The following is a 16,750-nucleotide window of genomic DNA, read 5'->3' as shown; positions in this document are numbered from 1 at the left end:
CCAGCGCCGGCGGAATCAAGCCGGGCAGCGCCGCCGGCAGGCGAAAAAAAAGCCGGCGCGCAACGGGCGGCCGGCTTCGGTCGATGCGCGGTGCGACGCCGCGGAGAGGGCCGTTACTGGGCCTTCGGCAGGCCGTCGAGCTTCATGCCGGGCTTGATGCCCTTGGCCGCGAACCAGCCCTTGCTCATTTCGAGCGCGTAGACGCCGTTGTTGCGCGGGCAGTGGTTGTCGGTCGTCTCCGCCCGCATCTCGTCGATGTCGGTGATCGTGCCGTCGGCGCGGATGAACGCGATCGACAGCGGGATCAGCGTGTTCTTCATCCAGAAGCAGTGCACGGCGTTTTCGTTGAAGACGAACAGCATGCCTTCGTTCGGCGCGAGCTGCGAGCGGTACATCAGCCCCTGTTCGCGGTCGGCGTCGTTCGCGGCGACGGCCGCGTCGATCACGTACATGCCGGCGCGCAGCTTCACGCGCGGGAACTCGCTCGGCTGCTTGGCGCCGGGCGGCATCTGCGCGCTGGCGGCCTGCATGCCGAACGCGAGGACGGCGAGCGCGGCGGGAAAGACGGCGGCGCGCGCTAGGCGGCCGAGCGACGAGCGCAGGGAGAATTGCACAGCATGGCTCCTGTCTGGAAAACGAGACCCGCATGGTACGCGATGCGCGCCGGCGGGCACAAAAAAGAAAAAGGCAGATCGCCTTGCGGTGATCTGCCTTTCAACGCCGTAAGAACGGCAAGACTGCGTGTTCTTGACTGCGTTATTACAGCTTGCTTACTTAGTTCGAAGCAGCTGCCGGTGCTGCTGCGTCGCTTGCTGCAGCCTTCTTCGATGCCTTGTGGTGCTTCTTGGCAGCGTGGTGCTTCTTGGCAGCGTGCTTAGCCGGTGCCGAAGCAGCTTCTGCTGCTGCCGGAGCAGCTTCCGGAGCCGAAGCTTGTGCGAAAGCAGCCGTTGCGAAGAGGCCAGCGACCAGAGCGGCGATCAGTTTGTTCATGTTGTGTTCCTCAGCTTTAGTTAATTAACCAAATGACCCGGCAATAGGAGTCATGTCGTCTAACGGTGCCATCCACCTTTCGGTTGACAGACGCTTCGAGAAATTTCTCATTGCGCTGCGGGCGCCGAATCGTATTCGAGAAAAACGTCGCTTTCGTGACGCAAATACGGGTTCGGCTGCCAATGCCGGATAGCTAAGGTTGGCATCTGCGTGGTTTAACGCGCGATCTTCGCAGCCGGTTGACGAAAAAGATGATGAAAAATTCGCGTATCCCGTATTCGTCATCCGACGGGCGCGAAACCGTCCCATGGCGCGCGCGGCGGCAGTGCGATTGTTTCGCCCGGCGCAATGCCGAGTGCAAATATATCCAGCGCACCGACGCCGACGCGCACCAGGCGCAACGTCGGGAAGCCGACGGCGGCCGTCATCCGGCGCACCTGCCGATTCTTGCCTTCGGTGATCGCGAGTTCGATCCACGTGGTCGGGATCGCGGCGCGGTAGCGGATCGGCGGATTGCGCGGCCACAGCGTGTCGGGTGGTTCGATGAACTCGGCGCGGCACGGTCGCGTCACGTAGTCGCCCAGGTCGACGCCGCGCGCGAGCGCCTTCAGGTCGGCCGGGCCGGGCGCGCCCTCGACCTGCGCCCAATAGCGCTTCACGAGCTTGTGGCGCGGCTCCGCGATGCGCGCCTGCAGCGCGCCGTCATCGGTGAGCAGCAGCAAGCCTTCGCTGTCCGCGTCCAGCCGGCCGGCCGCATAGACGCCGGGCGTTTTTACCCAGTCGCCGAGCGACGGGCGCGTCTCGTGCGCGGAAAACTGGCAAATCGTGCCGAACGGCTTGTTGAGGGCAATCAGGTTCATGGCGGGGCGCCCGCCCGGCCTGCCGCGGGAGGCGGGGGCGGGCGGTCTATGGCAAATGGCGGAATCTTAATGCATAATACGGAACGGCAAGTCCTCTGTCTTATATAAGACATAAGTGAGGTCTTGATACGCAGTGCCGCGGTTCATGCCGAAGTGCCCGGTTGGGGCGCTAGAATAGCGGCTCGCTGTTGCCGTCACGGGGTGGCCATGCCGCGCCCCCGCCGCGCGCGCAGTTTCGACCAGCATCACCTGCTCAGCCACGTCACTGGAGTCGATCATGCCGTATCAGCACATCAAGGTTCCGGAAGGCGGTGACAAGATCACCGTCAACAAGGACTTCTCGCTCAACGTTTCCGATCAGCCGATCATTCCCTATATTGAAGGCGACGGTACGGGCTTCGATATCACGCCGGTCATGATCAAGGTCGTCGACGCGGCGGTCGCGCATGCCTACAAGGGCAAGCGCAAGATCCACTGGATGGAGATCTTCGCGGGCGAGAAGGCGACGAAGGTGTACGGTCCGGACGTATGGCTCCCGGAAGAAACGCTGCAGGTGCTGAAGGAATACGTGGTGTCGATCAAGGGGCCGCTCACGACCCCGGTCGGCGGCGGCATCCGTTCGCTGAACGTCGCGCTGCGCCAGGAACTCGACCTGTACGTCTGCCTGCGTCCGGTCCAGTACTTCAAGGGCGTGCCGTCGCCGGTGCGCGAGCCGCAGAAGATCGACATGGTGATCTTCCGCGAGAACTCGGAAGACATCTACGCGGGCATCGAATGGGCCGCGGGTTCCGAGCAGGCGAAGAAGGTCATCAAGTTCCTGCAGGACGAGATGGGCGTGAAGAAGATCCGTTTCCCGGAAACCTCGGGGATCGGCGTCAAGCCCGTGTCGACCGAAGGCACCGAGCGTCTCGTGCGCAAGGCGATCCAGTACGCGATCGACAACGATCGCAAGTCGGTCACGCTGGTGCACAAGGGCAACATCATGAAGTTCACGGAGGGCCTGTTCCGTGACGCCGGCTACGCGCTCGCGCAGAAGGAATTCGGCGGCGAGCTGATCGACGGCGGCCCGTGGATGCGCGTGAAGAACCCGAAGACGGGCAATGAGATCGTGATCAAGGATTCGATCGCCGACGCATTCCTGCAGCAGATCCTGCTGCGCCCGGCCGAATACGACGTGATTGCGACGCTGAACCTGAACGGCGACTACATCTCCGACGCACTGGCCGCGCAGGTCGGCGGCATCGGGATCGCACCGGGCGCGAACCTGTCGGATTCGGTCGCGATGTTCGAGGCGACGCACGGCACGGCACCGAAGTACGCAGGCAAGGATTACGTGAACCCCGGTTCCGAGATCCTGTCGGCGGAAATGATGCTGCGCCACCTCGGCTGGACGGAAGCGGCCGACACGATCATCGCCTCGATGGAGAAGTCGATCCTGCAGAAGCGCGTCACGTACGACTTCGCGCGCCTGATGGAAGGCGCGACGCAGGTGTCGTGCTCCGGCTTCGGCGAAGTGCTGATCGAGAACATGTAAGACCCCTTCCGGGGTGGGCCGGCAGGTTGCCGGCCGCCCCGGCGCTGACTGCCGGCGCCGGAGCGTTTCGTGGATGGCAGGTTTGTTGGCAGGGCGGTCCGGCATGCGGGCCGCGGCGCCGCGATGCGGCCCGGAGGCCCTGCAAGGTAGAACATGACGGCCCTCGCAACACCACCGCCCGGCTGAGCCGGCGTGCCCCTTTCGCGACCGACCCGGTCGCTCCCCGCCGGTTACCGCCGGCGCTCCTCAGTCCAAAATTTTCACGTAGCAACGCATCGACCATGTCCACTTCGCCCAAGATCATCTACACCCTCACCGACGAAGCGCCCGCGCTCGCGACCTATTCGCTGCTGCCGATCGTCAAGGCCTTCACGCGCTCGTCCGGCGTCGCCGTCGAAACGCGCGACATCTCGCTCGCCGGGCGCATCATCGCGGCATTTGCAGACGTCCTGCCGCCGGAGCAGAAGGGTTCCGACGATCTGGCCGAGCTGGGCCAGCTCACGCTGAAGCCGGAAGCGAACATCATCAAGCTGCCGAACATCAGCGCATCGGTGCCGCAGCTGAAGGCCGCGATCGCCGAACTGCAGGCGCAGGGTTTCAAGCTGCCGGCCTACCCGGAAGATCCGTCGACGGACGAAGAGAAGGCGGTCAAGGCACGCTACGACAAGATCAAGGGCAGCGCGGTGAACCCGGTGCTGCGCGAAGGCAACTCCGACCGCCGCGCGCCGCTGTCGGTCAAGAATTACGCACGCAAGCATCCGCACAAGATGGGCGCGTGGAAGGCCACGTCGAAGGCACACGTCGCGCACATGAGCGAAGGCGACTTCTACGGCAGCGAGAAGTCGGCGCTGATCGCCGATGCCGGCAGCGTGAAGATCGAACTCACGACGGCCGACGGCGCGAAGAAGGTGCTGAAGGAAAAGACGGCCGTGAAGGCCGGTGAAGTCATCGATTCCTCGGTGATGAGCCGCAATGCGCTGCGCAGCTTCATCGAAGCGCAGATCGCCGACGCGAAGGCGCAGGACGTGCTGTTCTCGGTGCACCTGAAGGCGACCATGATGAAGGTCTCGGACCCGATCCTGTTCGGTCACTTCGTGTCGGTGTTCTACCGCGACGCGCTCGCGAAGCACGCGGACGTGCTGGCGCAGGCCGGCTTCAACCCGAACAACGGGATCGGCGACCTGTACGCGCGCCTGAAGGACCTGCCGGCCGACACGCGCGAAGCGATCGAAGCCGACATCAAGGCCGAATACGCGGTGCGCCCGCGTCTCGCGATGGTCAACTCGGACAAGGGCATCACGAACCTGCACGTGCCGAGCGACGTGATCGTCGACGCGTCGATGCCGGCGATGATCCGCGATTCGGGCGGCATGTGGGGCCCGGACGGCGCGCTGTACGACGCGAAGGCCGTGATTCCGGACCGTTGCTACGCAGGCGTCTACCAGGCCGTGATCGAGGACTGCAAGCAACACGGCGCATTCGATCCGGTCACGATGGGCAGCGTGCCGAACGTCGGCCTGATGGCGCAGGCGGCCGAAGAATACGGTTCGCACGACAAGACTTTCCAGATCCCGGCGGACGGCGTCGTGCGCGTCACCGACGAAGCCGGCAACGTGCTGCTCGAGCATGCCGTGGAAGCGGGCGACATCTGGCGCATGTGCCAGACGAAGGACGCACCGGTGCAGGACTGGGTCAAGCTCGCGGTGAACCGCGCGCGCGCGACCGGCGCACCGGCCGTGTTCTGGCTCGATCCGGCGCGTGCACACGATGCGCAGATCATCGCGAAGGTCGAACGCTACCTGAAGGATCACGACACGAACGGTCTCGACATCCGCGTGATGACGCCGGTCGAAGCGACGCGTTTCTCGCTCGAGCGCATCCGCGCGGGCAAGGACACGATCTCGGTCACCGGCAACGTGCTGCGCGACTACCTGACCGACCTGTTCCCGATCATGGAACTCGGCACCAGCGCGAAGATGCTGTCGATCGTGCCGCTGATGGCCGGCGGCGGGATGTTCGAAACGGGCGCGGGCGGCTCGGCGCCGAAGCACGTGCAGCAGTTCGTCGAGGAAGGTTTCCTGCGCTGGGATTCGCTCGGCGAATTCCTCGCACTGGCGGCGTCGCTCGAACACCTCGGCAACGCGTACCAGAACCCGAAAGCGGTTGTGCTCGCCAAGACGCTCGACCAGGCGACCGGCAAGTTCCTGGACGAGAACAAGTCGCCGGCGCGCAAGGTCGGTGGCCTCGACAACCGCGGCAGCCACTTCTACCTGTGCCTGTACTGGGCGCAGGCGCTGGCCGAGCAGACCGAGGACGCCGCGCTGAAGGCGCAGTTCGAAGGTGTGGCGAAGGCGCTGTCCGACAACGAAGCGCGCATCCTGGAAGAACTGGGGGCCGCGCAGGGCAAGGCGCAGGCGATCGGCGGCTACTACCGTCCGAACGTCGAGCTGACGAGCCAGGCGATGCGCCCGAGCGCGACGCTGAACGGCATCGTCGACGCAGTCGCCTGACGCGGGCCGCGCCATCGCGCGAGCCAATGCGTGTGTCGACACGGCGCGATTAGCCGTTCGCCGTCCGACACCCAATAAAAACGCCCCGGTCGCCCGGGGCGTTTTTCGTTGCAGGCTTGTCATTCAGACGTGAACGATTTCCCATTCGGCGATTTCGTGCGGCACTTCGAGCGTAGCCGTGTCCAGTTCGGACAGTTGTTCGCAGTCGCCGCGGGAGATGTGGTCGGCCGCCACTTCGGGGCACGAGAATGCGCCGAGCAGGGCGTTGCCGAACGTCGCTTCCCAGCCGCCGTTACCCGGCAGGATGTAGAACGACCCGAGCGCTGAACCAAAGCGAAATCCCTTCATTTCCGTTCTCCCTTTCTGATCACAAGCGATTCTGGTGTGCCGCCTGCCGGCTCGGCCGGCTGTGGCCCGACTGGCTGCTTGCGCCGGGTTCCGTATCGAACGTCGTGGCGAAGCGTCAGTGCATGGGACAAAGTCTACGTCCGCGGCCCGGTCGGATGGTGCATGTAGAACGGCTTCTCGAAACAAAAATTCTCTTTTAAAAACAAGTAATTATTTTCAACGTTTTGTATTGCGGAACGTTTTTTGGCATCGCGAAACGGGAAATTTGTGCCCTGCACCACGAATTTTTACAACGCAGAGACTTGTTCCACATCGTGAAAAATCGGTGGTTTGGCGGAAGAAGGGGCGGCGCGCGCCAGCGTAGTGGCGAACAGCTGGCGCCAAACGAGCGCCCGGATGCGGCGGCGGGCGTGGTCCGGGGCGGGGCGAGATGGCCGAAGAACGGCGGTGCAAAGGCGGGCTGCGGCGTATCGCCGCCCGATCGGTGGCGGCGCTTTTCGATAGGGGCCTGCGGTTATGATGACGCGGGCATCAGGTTTCGCGTCGCGCACCGGCGGTCCGGCCGGCCGGCGCACGCGTCGCGGCAGTCGCGCGACGCTGCATGGATAACGAGGATCGATTGATGATACGGAGAACCTTCCTGTCGCACGCCATCGGGGTCGCGGCCGCGTCGCTGTTTGCGCGCACCGCGTGGGCGCAACAGGCCGGTCATGCGGGTATGGCCGGCATGGATTCGATGGACGACATGCCCGGCATGTCGGGTATGTCAGGAATGTCCGGCATGTCGGGGCACGCGCAGCACGGCAAGCCCGCATCGGCCCCGCTCGCGGCCGCCGACGCGCTGCCGGCCGGCGCGCCGCTCGCGGCGTTGCGCACACTCGCGAACGAAAGCCGCGAACCCGGTACGTTCCGGGCCACGCTGGTCGCGCAGCCCGTTGCGCGCCCGATGCTGCGCGGGGCGCGGCCGACCACGTTCTGGCAGTTCGGCGCGGGCGCGCAAGGCCCCGTCGTCGGCCCGCTGATCGACGTGCGCGAGGGCGACACGGTCGAGATCAAGTTCGTGAACAAGCTGCCGCAGCCGTCGACGATCCACTGGCACGGCCTGCCCGTGCCGCCCGACCAGGACGGCAATCCGTCCGATCCCGTCGCGCCCGGCGCAACGCGCGTGTATCGGTTTACGCTGCCGAAGGGCAGCGCCGGCACCTACTGGTACCACCCGCATCCGCACATGATGACGGCCGAGCAGGTGTTTCGCGGGCTGGCCGGCCCGTTCATCGTGCGTGCCGCGGACGATCCGCTCGCCGGCTGGCCCGAGCGCAACCTGTTCGTGTCGGACCTGAAGCTTGCGCGCGACGGCACGATTGCGCCGAACGACATGATGGACTGGATGAATGGCCGCGAAGGCCAGTTCGTGCTGGTCAACGGCGCGCGCCGGCCACGCATCGACGTCACGGGCGACGAGCGCTGGCGCGTGTGGAACGCGTGCAGCGCGCGCTACCTGCGCGTCGCGTTCGACGACGGCCGTGCGTTCGAGCATGCGGGCACCGATGGCGGGCTGTTCGATGCGCCGCGCCGCGTGACGTCGCTGCTGATCGCGCCGGGCGAGCGCGCGGAACTGCTGGTGCGCGCCGGCGACCGTGCGTCGCGCGCGGTGCTGCAGGCGGCCGAGTACGACCGCCGCAAGATGGCGATGTCGCACGACGACGGTCACGGCAGCCTGCCGCCCGATCCGGCGCTGGCGCTGGCCGATGTCGCGTTTGCGCCCGCCGCCGCGCGTGCGTTGCCGGCCACGTTGCGCTCGGTGCCGCCGCTGGGCGAGCCGGTCGCGCACAAGACGGTCGCGTTCGGCGAGGAAATGGACATGGACGCGATGATGAAGGGCGCGGCGCACGGCCGTCCGGCCGGCATGCGTTTCATGATCAACGGCGAAACCTACGCGGCGCACCGCGCGACGTTGACGAGCCGCCGCGGCGACGTCGAACGCTGGGAGATTCGCAATACCACCGACATGGATCACCCGTTTCACCTGCACGGCACGCAGTTCCAGGTGATCGAGCGCGCGTCGGGCGGCTCGCGCACGACCGAACCGTTCCGCGCATGGCGCGATACCGTGAACGTGCGCAGCGGTGAAACGGTGTCGATTCTCGTCACGCAAGACATGCCCGGAGAGCGCATGTTTCATTGCCACATTCTCGAACACGAGGATCTCGGCATGATGGGCACGCTGAAGGTCGTGTAACGACGTGGTGAATATGTTTCACGCGCAGAGCCGATATCCGATCTGCATGTGTGACAAGACAATGTGTGTTCAATTATCGGGATTGAACGAAAAGGCCGGCCAATCGATTATCGATTGGCCGGCCTCAAAAAAAAGAAACCCGGCGCAATGCGCCGGGTTTCTTCGTCCGATATCCGATGCCTTTATGCGGCCTGGATGTTCGACGCTTGCTTGCCCTTCGGTCCTTGAACGACGTCAAAGCTCACCTTCTGGCCTTCCTTCAGCGTCTTGAAGCCATTCATGGTGATAGCCGAGAAGTGCGCAAACAGATCCTCACCGCCCTCGTCGGGAGTGATGAAACCGAAGCCCTTCGCGTCGTTGAACCACTTAACGATACCAGTTGCCATTTTCCTACTTCCCCTGTCACACAGTCGCTGCTACTTACCACGAGCACGCTCGAAAAGCTAAACGACTGCAAAATGCAGTCGTTCCCCCCTCACAAGCTCACCTCGGCCTCTTTCATTTCGCCAACTGGCGAATTGAAAAAAGTGCCAGCTTGATTGTTGGCGCTCTTTATTGGAGTGTCAAGTGGAATTTTTAGACGTTTAGAGGGTCGTTGTAAAGAACCCATTTTCAGGGTTTCTCCGGCTTTGCTTTGCAGCATGCCGCCAAGCGCGGGGTCTTGAAAAGCCGCATAATCGGCTCATATACCAGGCTCGAGTGACACGCGTTCGAGTCGTCCCGGCTTGTGGGATACTGGATGCGGACACGACGTTCCGGTGCAGTTGCCCCCTGACGGTTCGTGTTCCGCGCCACGCGTGAAAGCCGGCACCGCAGCCGGCTTTCGTATGGCACGAGGACGATCGCGTGTTCCGGGATACCGGGGAGGGCGCCGGCCGGTCGGTCGGGTTATGGCAGGATTGCGGGCCTGTCCGAGTTGTTTAGAATGGGTGTATGGCGATTATCCCGGACAAGCAGGACAGTACCGTCCTGGAACGCAAGCAGCAGAAGCTCAAGCCGCCTTCGATGTACAAGGTGGTGCTGCTGAACGACGACTTCACGCCGATGGAATTCGTCGTGATGGTGGTCCAGGAGTATTTCAAGAAGGATCGCGAGACGGCCACTCAGATCATGCTGAAGGTCCATCGCGAAGGGCGAGGAGTTTGTGGGGTCTATACGCGGGACATCGCGTCGACCAAGGTTGAGCAAGTCGTTACCCATGCGCGGCAGGCCGGGCATCCGCTGCAGTGCGTGATGGAGGAAGCATGATTGCCCAGGAATTGGAAGTCAGCCTGCACATGGCGTTCATGGAAGCACGCCAGGCGCGCCATGAGTTCATTACGGTCGAGCATCTGCTGCTGGCCCTGCTGGATAATCCGACGGCAGCCGAGGTGTTGCGCGCGTGCGCGGCAAACATCGAGGACTTGCGTCAGAACCTGCGCAATTTCATCCACGACAACACACCTACCGTTCCGGGTACCGACGATGTCGATACCCAGCCGACGCTCGGTTTCCAGCGCGTGATCCAGCGCGCGATCATGCACGTCCAGTCGACGTCGAACGGCAAGAAGGAAGTGACCGGCGCGAACGTGCTGGTCGCGATCTTCGGCGAGAAGGATTCGCATGCCGTGTACTACCTGCAGCAGCAGGGCGTCACGCGCCTCGACGTGGTGAACTTCATTTCGCACGGCATCGCGAAGACGAACAACGGCGAAGCCGCGAAGTCGACCGACGCGAATGCGGAAAGCGAAGACGCGAACGCGCAGAAGGAAACGCCGCTCGCGCAGTTCACGCAGAACCTGAACCAGATGGCGAAGGACGGCCGCATCGATCCGCTGATCGGGCGCGAGCCCGAGGTCGAGCGCGTCGTGCAGGTGCTGTGCCGTCGCCGCAAGAACAACCCGCTGCTCGTCGGCGAGGCTGGCGTGGGCAAGACCGCGATCGCGGAAGGGCTCGCGTATCGCATCACGCGCGGCGAAGTGCCGGACATCCTCGCGAACGCGCAGGTCTATTCGCTCGACATGGGCGCGCTGCTCGCGGGCACCAAGTATCGCGGCGATTTCGAGCAGCGTCTGAAGACGGTGCTGAAGGAACTCAAGGAGCGCCCGCACGCGATCCTGTTCATCGACGAAATCCACACGCTGATCGGCGCGGGCGCCGCGTCGGGCGGCACGCTCGATGCGTCGAACCTGTTGAAGCCGGCGCTGTCGTCGGGCACGCTCAAGTGCATCGGCGCGACCACGTTCACCGAGTACCGCGGCATCTTCGAGAAGGATGCGGCGCTGTCGCGGCGCTTCCAGAAGGTCGACGTGAGCGAGCCGACCGTCGAGCAGACGGTCGCGATCCTGCGCGGGCTGAAGTCGCGCTTCGAGGAGCATCACGGCGTCAAGTATTCGTCGGGCGCGCTGTCGGCCGCGGCCGAACTGTCGGCGCGCTTCATCACCGACCGTCACCTGCCGGACAAGGCGATCGACGTGATCGACGAGGCGGGTGCCGCCCAGCGCATCCTGCCGAAGTCGAAGCAGAAGAAGACGATCGGCAAGAGCGAGATCGAGGAAATCATCTCGAAGATCGCGCGCGTGCCGCCGCAGAGCGTGTCGCAGGACGATCGCAGCAAGCTGCAGACGCTCGACCGCGACCTGAAGAGCGTCGTGTTCGGCCAGGATCCGGCGATCGACGCACTGGCGGCCTCGATCAAGATGGCGCGCGCGGGCCTCGGCAAGATGGACAAGCCGATCGGCGCGTTCCTGTTCTCCGGCCCGACGGGCGTCGGCAAGACCGAAGTGGCGCGCCAGCTCGCGTTCACGCTCGGCATCGAGCTGATCCGCTTCGACATGTCGGAATACATGGAGCGTCATGCGGTGAGCAGGCTGATCGGCGCGCCGCCGGGCTACGTCGGGTTCGACCAGGGCGGGCTGCTGACCGAAGCCGTCACGAAGAAGCCGCATTGCGTGCTGCTGCTCGACGAAATCGAGAAGGCGCATCCGGACATCTACAACGTGCTGCTGCAGGTGATGGACCACGGCACGCTGACGGACAACAACGGCCGCAAGGCGGATTTCCGCAACGTCATCATCATCATGACGACGAACGCGGGGGCCGAGTCGATGCAGAAGGCGACGATCGGCTTCACGACGCGCCGCGAGACGGGCGACGAGATGACCGACATCAAGCGCCTGTTCACGCCGGAGTTCCGCAACCGCCTGGATTCGATCATCAGCTTCCGCTCGCTCGATGAGGAAATCATCATGCGCGTGGTCGACAAGTTCCTGATCCAGCTCGAGGAACAGCTGCACGAGAAGAAGGTCGACGCGCTCTTCACCGACGCGTTGCGCAAGCATCTCGCGAAGCACGGCTTCGACCCGCTGATGGGCGCGCGGCCGATGCAGCGGCTGATCCAGGACACGATCCGGCGCGCGCTGGCCGACGAACTGTTGTTCGGCAAGCTCGTCAATGGCGGTCACGTGACGGTCGACGTCGACGAAAACGACAAGGTGCTGTTGTCGTTCGACAAACTGGCGAATCCGCCGCACAAGCCGAACGAAGAGACGGTCGAAGTCGAGTAAGCGATAATTCGTTGTTCATGCGAACGGCGCGGGAAGTTTTCCGCGCCGTTTCGTTTTATCCGGCGCCGGCGGCGCAATGGTGGTGCAGGGGAGTGGTAACGCAGTGACACAACAACAACGGTCGTTCGACGATATCGTCGCGCGCGAACAAGGGTTGCGCCATGCGCTGACGTCGGGGCAGATGGCGATGATCGCGATCGGCGGCGCGATCGGCACGGGGCTGTTCCTCGGCAGCGGGTTCGCGATCGGGCTCGCGGGCCCGAGCGTGCTCGTTTCCTATGCGATCGGCGCGCTGATCGCGCTGCTGTTGATGGGCGCGCTCGCGGAAATGACCGTCGCGCATCCGACGGCCGGCTCGTTCGGCGCGTATGCCGAGCACTACGTCGGCCCGCTCGCGGGCTTCCTGGTGCGCTATGCGTACTGGTTCGCGGTCGTGTTCGCGATCGGTACCGAGATCAGCGCGATCGCCGTGTTCATGAAGTACTGGTTCCCGGCCGTGCCCGGTTGGTACTGGGTGATCGGCTTCTCCGCGCTGCTGATCGCCGTGAACCTGGCCAGCGTCACGCTGTACGGCACGGTCGAATATGCGTTTTCGCTGCTGAAGATCGCGGCGATCGTCGTGTTCATCGTGCTCGGCGCGTATCTGGTCTGGTCCGCGCCAGCCGCGTCGGGCATCGGCTTTGCGAACTACACCGCGCACGGCGGCTTCATGCCCAAGGGGCCGTGGGGCACCTGGGTCGCGGTGATCGTCGCGATCTTCAGCTACATGAGCATCGAAGCCGTCGCGATCGCGGCCGGCGAGGCGCGCGATCCGCAGCACGCGGTCACGCGGGCGTTCCGCTCGACCGTGTTCCGGCTCGTGCTGTTCTACCTGCTGACACTGTCGCTGATGCTCGCGATCGTGCCGTGGACCGCGGCCGGCACCGACGAAAGCCCGTTCGTGAAGGTGATGGCCGCGACGCACGTGCCGTACGCGGCGGGCGTGATCAATTTCGTGTTGCTGATCGCGGCGCTGTCGGCGATGAACAGCCAGCTCTACGTGACGACGCGGATGATGTTCAGCCTGTCGCGTGCACGGCTCGCGCCCGCGGTGTTCGGCCGGCTCGGCACGAACGGCGTGCCGCGCGCGGCGCTGTGGATTTCGACCAGCGGCGTCGCGGTCGCGGCGGTGCTGGTCGCGCTGGCGCCCGACACCGCGTTCACCGTGATGATGGCGATCGCGATGTTCGGCGCGCTGTTCACGTGGTTGATGATCTTCGTCACGCATCTGCGCTTCCGGTCTCGGTACCGCGGCCCGGCGCTCGCGTTCCGGATGTGGGGGCACCCGTTCGGCAGCCTGCTCGGCGCAGCGCTCGTCGCGGCGATCCTGTTCACGACCGCGTTCACGCGCGAATTCCGGATGACGATGGTGGTCGGCGTCGTGTTCGTCGTCTTGCTGACGCTTGCATACGCACTGCATTACCGGCACGAACACGCACGCTGACCGCGCCGGAGTCCCCCGCACCGTTCTTCACGCTCGCTAAGGTTCCGTTAAGCCGGCGGCGACTACATTCGATCCTGTCCGCAAGGCGGGTCGGCACGCGCCGGCTCGCCGCTTCCTGCAAATGGGGTTCGAATGAACAAACTTCCCGAAATTACGCTCGCGTTCTGGATCATGAAGATCTGCGCGACGACGCTCGGCGAAACCGGCGGCGACCTGCTGTCGATGACGCTGAACGTCGGCTACGCGGTGAGCTCGATCCTGCTGTTCGGTTTCTTTCTCGTGACGCTGGGCGCACAGCTCAGGACGACACGCTACCGCCCGGCGATTTACTGGGCCGTGATCGTCGCGACGAGTACGGCCGGCACGACGATGTCCGACTTCATGGACCGCACGCTCGGCCTCGGCTACGCAGCCGGCTCGTCGATCCTCGTCGCGATCCTGCTGGCGATCTTCGCGGTCTGGCGCCTGAGCGGCGAATCGCTGTCGGTCGACCTGATCCGCACGCGCAAGGTCGAGCTGCTGTACTGGATCGCGATCCTGTTCTCGAACACGCTCGGCACCGCACTCGGCGACTTCCTCGCGGACAGCTCGGGGCTCGGCTTCGGCGGCGGCGCGCTGCTGATCGGCGGGCTGCTGGCGGTGATCGTGCTCGCGCACTACTTCACGCGGATCTCCGGCGTGCTGTTGTTCTGGGCCGCGTTCGTGCTCACGCGTCCGTTCGGCGCGACGGTCGGCGACCTGCTGACGAAGCCGGTCGCGAAGGGCGGCCTCGCGCTCGGCACGGTCGGGTCGTCGGCCGTACTGCTCGGTGTGCTGGTCGCGCTGGTGATCTACGCGAGCGTCGCGCAGGCGCGGCGACGCGAACCGGTGCCCGCGCGGATCGCGCAGCCGGTTGGCGAATGACGTCAGACGGAAAAAGAAAAAGGGGCCGCGAGGCCCCTTTTTCATGCAGTGCCGCTCAGTGGCGGCCGGTGCTGCCGAAGCCGCCTTCGCCGCGATCGCTCTCGGCGAAATCGTCGACGATGTTGAACTGCGCCTGCACGACCGGCACGATCACGAGCTGAGCGAGCCGTTCGAACGGGTTCAGCACGAACTCGGTCTGGCCGCGGTTCCACGTCGAGACCATCAGCTGGCCCTGGTAGTCGGAGTCGATCAGGCCGACGAGATTGCCGAGCACGATGCCGTGCTTGTGGCCGAGGCCCGAGCGCGGCAGGATCAGCGCCGCATAGCCGGGATCGGCGAGGTGGATCGCGAGGCCGGTCGGCACGAGCGTCGTTTCGCCCGGTTGCAGCGTGACCGGCGCGTCGAGGCACGCGCGCAAGTCGAGGCCCGCGCTGCCGGTGGTCGCGTAGGCGGGCAGGTAGTCGCGCATGCGCGCGTCGAGAATCTTCAGGTCGAGTTTCATGCGGTCGTGGAATCGGTCGGGAAGGGCGCGGCGACACGCGCCGCCGCGCGGGTGATCAGATCAGGCGATTGTCGGGCAGGCGCTTCGCGATTTCCGCGACGAGCGCATGCGCGAGTTCGTCCTTCGGTGCGCGCGGCAGGCGCGTGAGGCCGGCCGCTTCGAACAGCACGACTTCATTGTCGTCGCGGCCGAACGTCAGCGGGCCGAGGTTGCCGACCAGCAGCGGCACGTTCTTGCGCTTGCGCTTCTCGTCGCCGTGCACGTCGAGGTCGCCGCTTTCGGCCGCGAAGCCGACGCAGAACGGCGGATCGGGCAGCGCCGCGACCGACGCGAGGATGTCCGGGTTCTCGACGAACGCGAGCGTCGGCACCTTGCGGTCGGCCGTCTTCTTCATCTTGTGCTCGGCCGGCTGATCGACGCGCCAGTCTGCCACCGCGGCCACCGCGATGAAGATGTCGGCATCGGCGACCGCATGCATCACCGCGTCGTACATTTGCTGCGCGGTCTGCACGTCCTGGCGATAGACACCCCACGGCGTATCGAGCGCGACCGGCCCCGCGACGAGATGCACGTCGGCGCCGGCCTGTTGCGCGGCGCGCGCGAGCGCGAAGCCCATTTTGCCGCTCGAGCGGTTCGTGAGGCCACGCACGGGGTCGAGCGGTTCGAACGTCGGCCCGGCCGTGATCAGCACGCGCCGGTGCGCGAGCACCTTCGGCGCGAAGTGCGCGACGATCGCTTCATAGATCGCCTCGGGCTCGAGCATGCGGCCGTCGCCGACTTCGCCGCATGCCTGCGCGCCCGAATCCGGGCCGAGCACCGACACGCCGTCCGCGCGCAGTTGCGCGGCGTTGCGCTGCGTGGCCGGGTTCTGCCACATCTGGCGGTTCATTGCGGGGACGACGAGCAGCGGACAGTCGCGTGCGACGCACAGCGTCGACAGCAGATCGTCCGCGAACCCGTGCGCGAGCTTCGCGAGGAAGTCCGTCGACGCGGGCGCGATCACGATCGCGTCGGCTTCGCGCGACAGGTCGATGTGCGCCATGTTGTTGTCGATGCGCGCGTCCCACTGGCTCGTATAGACGGGCCGGCCCGACAGCGCCTGCATCGTCACGGGCGTGATGAACTGGGTGGCCGCTTCGGTCATCGCGACCTGCACGGTCGCGCCGGCCTTCACGAGCAACCGCGTGAGCTCGGCGATCTTGTAGCAGGCGATGCCGCCCGTCAGGCCGAGAACGAGGTGTTTTCCTGCGAGTTCTGCGTGTGCCAACTCAGGCCTCCAAGGGTCAAACGGAACGGCCGGCGCGAAGCCGGCCGTCGACGCCGAGTATGCGCGCTTAGCGCGAGCCGCGCACGCGACGCAGCTCGTCGTAGATCAGTAGCACCGCGCCGACCGTGATTGCGGAATCGGCGAGGTTGAACGCCGGGAAGTGCCAGGCGCCGAGATGGAAATCGAGGAAGTCGATCACGTGACCGTAGACGAGCCGGTCGATCACGTTGCCGAGCGCGCCGCCGAGGATCAGCGCGAGCGACAGGCTGAACAGCCGCTGCTGGCCGTGGCGCTTCAGCAGGAAGCAGATCACAAGCGTCGCGGCGATGCCGAGCGCGGTGAACGCCCAGCGCTGCCAGCCGCCGGCGGTCGACAGGAAGCCGAACGCCGCGCCGCGGTTGTACACCAGCACGAGGTTGAAGAACGACGTCAGCTCGTGCTGCGCGCCGTAAGCGAACGTCTTCAGGATCGAGATCTTCGACAGCTGGTCGAACAGGATCACGATCAGCGAAATGCCGAGCCAGGGCGCAAGCGCGCCGCTGGCCGGTTTCGACAGGGTCTTCGCCATA

Annotated in this window: 15 protein-coding genes; 7 read left to right on the top strand and 8 right to left on the bottom strand. The window is 65.1% G+C overall.

The annotated features are described in order from the left end of the window. Positions 1-113 precede the first annotated feature (113 nt). The 3 genes from KEC55_RS13330 to KEC55_RS13320 form a co-directional block, all read right to left on the bottom strand. Positions 114-614: a DUF192 domain-containing protein gene (locus tag KEC55_RS13330; RefSeq protein WP_176050698.1), complete on the bottom strand. Its 501-nt coding sequence runs from the start codon at positions 612-614 to the stop codon at positions 114-116. A gap of 160 nt (positions 615-774) precedes the next feature. Continuing rightward, positions 775-990, bottom strand: a complete 216-nt coding sequence (locus KEC55_RS13325) for a hypothetical protein (protein ID WP_011352970.1) — start codon at positions 988-990, stop codon at positions 775-777. Positions 991-1,271: 281 nt separating this feature from the next. Further along, positions 1,272-1,850 (bottom strand): pseudouridine synthase, encoded by a 579-nt coding sequence (locus tag KEC55_RS13320; RefSeq protein WP_175223016.1) that lies wholly within the window; start codon positions 1,848-1,850, stop codon positions 1,272-1,274. A 277-nt stretch (positions 1,851-2,127) separates the two neighbouring features. Between KEC55_RS13320 and icd the strand changes: the two genes are divergently transcribed. Then, positions 2,128-3,384, top strand: a complete 1,257-nt coding sequence (gene icd / locus KEC55_RS13315; protein ID WP_059233397.1) for an NADP-dependent isocitrate dehydrogenase — start codon at positions 2,128-2,130, stop codon at positions 3,382-3,384. A 281-nt stretch (positions 3,385-3,665) separates the two neighbouring features. Then, entirely contained in the window at positions 3,666-5,894 is a 2,229-nt protein-coding gene (locus KEC55_RS13310; protein ID WP_282505817.1) for an NADP-dependent isocitrate dehydrogenase, read from the top strand. A 123-nt stretch (positions 5,895-6,017) separates the two neighbouring features. On the opposite strand, the gene KEC55_RS13305 is transcribed toward KEC55_RS13310, so the two are convergent. Next, positions 6,018-6,242 (bottom strand): hypothetical protein, encoded by a 225-nt coding sequence (locus KEC55_RS13305; RefSeq protein WP_006490888.1) that lies wholly within the window; start codon positions 6,240-6,242, stop codon positions 6,018-6,020. Positions 6,243-6,864: 622 nt separating this feature from the next. On the opposite strand from KEC55_RS13305, the gene KEC55_RS13300 reads away from it, so the two are divergent. Further along, a complete protein-coding gene (locus tag KEC55_RS13300; protein WP_282505816.1) occupies positions 6,865-8,481 on the top strand; it encodes a multicopper oxidase family protein in 1,617 nt (538 codons plus the stop codon). 182 nt (positions 8,482-8,663) lie between these two features. Here the strand turns inward: KEC55_RS13300 and KEC55_RS13295 are convergent, their stop codons facing one another. Next, positions 8,664-8,867, bottom strand: a complete 204-nt coding sequence (locus KEC55_RS13295) for a cold-shock protein (protein WP_006478030.1) — start codon at positions 8,865-8,867, stop codon at positions 8,664-8,666. Between the two features lie 547 nt (positions 8,868-9,414). On the opposite strand from KEC55_RS13295, the gene clpS reads away from it, so the two are divergent. From clpS to KEC55_RS13275, 4 genes are all read left to right on the top strand, one after another. After that, a complete protein-coding gene (clpS, locus tag KEC55_RS13290) occupies positions 9,415-9,729 on the top strand; it encodes an ATP-dependent Clp protease adapter ClpS (RefSeq protein ID WP_006398529.1) in 315 nt (104 codons plus the stop codon). After that, a complete protein-coding gene (gene clpA / locus KEC55_RS13285) occupies positions 9,726-12,026 on the top strand; it encodes an ATP-dependent Clp protease ATP-binding subunit ClpA (protein WP_175846211.1) in 2,301 nt (766 codons plus the stop codon). Before clpS ends, clpA begins: the two co-directional genes overlap by 4 nt. A gap of 103 nt (positions 12,027-12,129) precedes the next feature. Further along, entirely contained in the window at positions 12,130-13,509 is a 1,380-nt protein-coding gene (locus KEC55_RS13280) for an amino acid permease (RefSeq protein WP_282505815.1), read from the top strand. A 132-nt stretch (positions 13,510-13,641) separates the two neighbouring features. Further along, complete coding sequence (locus KEC55_RS13275) at positions 13,642-14,412, top strand: COG4705 family protein (RefSeq protein ID WP_176050692.1); 771 nt, start codon at positions 13,642-13,644, stop codon at positions 14,410-14,412. Positions 14,413-14,467: 55 nt separating this feature from the next. Here the strand turns inward: KEC55_RS13275 and dut are convergent, their stop codons facing one another. From dut to lspA, 3 genes are all read right to left on the bottom strand, one after another. Then, the gene (dut, locus tag KEC55_RS13270) at positions 14,468-14,914 is read right to left on the bottom strand and encodes a dUTP diphosphatase (protein ID WP_021160741.1); all 447 of its coding nucleotides are present in this window, start codon (positions 14,912-14,914) and stop codon (positions 14,468-14,470) included. Positions 14,915-14,969: 55 nt separating this feature from the next. Further along, positions 14,970-16,181 carry a bifunctional phosphopantothenoylcysteine decarboxylase/phosphopantothenate--cysteine ligase CoaBC gene (gene coaBC / locus KEC55_RS13265; RefSeq protein ID WP_282505814.1) on the bottom strand — a complete coding sequence of 404 codons (1,212 nt, stop codon included), beginning with the start codon at positions 16,179-16,181 and terminating at the stop codon, positions 14,970-14,972. A 67-nt stretch (positions 16,182-16,248) separates the two neighbouring features. Beyond that, positions 16,249-16,749, bottom strand: coding sequence for a signal peptidase II (gene lspA, locus KEC55_RS13260; RefSeq protein WP_282505813.1), 501 nt, complete (start codon positions 16,747-16,749; stop codon positions 16,249-16,251). Between the last annotated feature and the right edge of the window lies 1 nt (position 16,750).

Source organism: Burkholderia cepacia (assembly GCF_029962485.1).
In the GTDB taxonomy this organism is placed as follows: domain Bacteria; phylum Pseudomonadota; class Gammaproteobacteria; order Burkholderiales; family Burkholderiaceae; genus Burkholderia.
The sequence above is the reverse complement of the archived record's forward strand: the minus strand, read 5'-3'. Positions and strand labels throughout refer to the sequence as shown.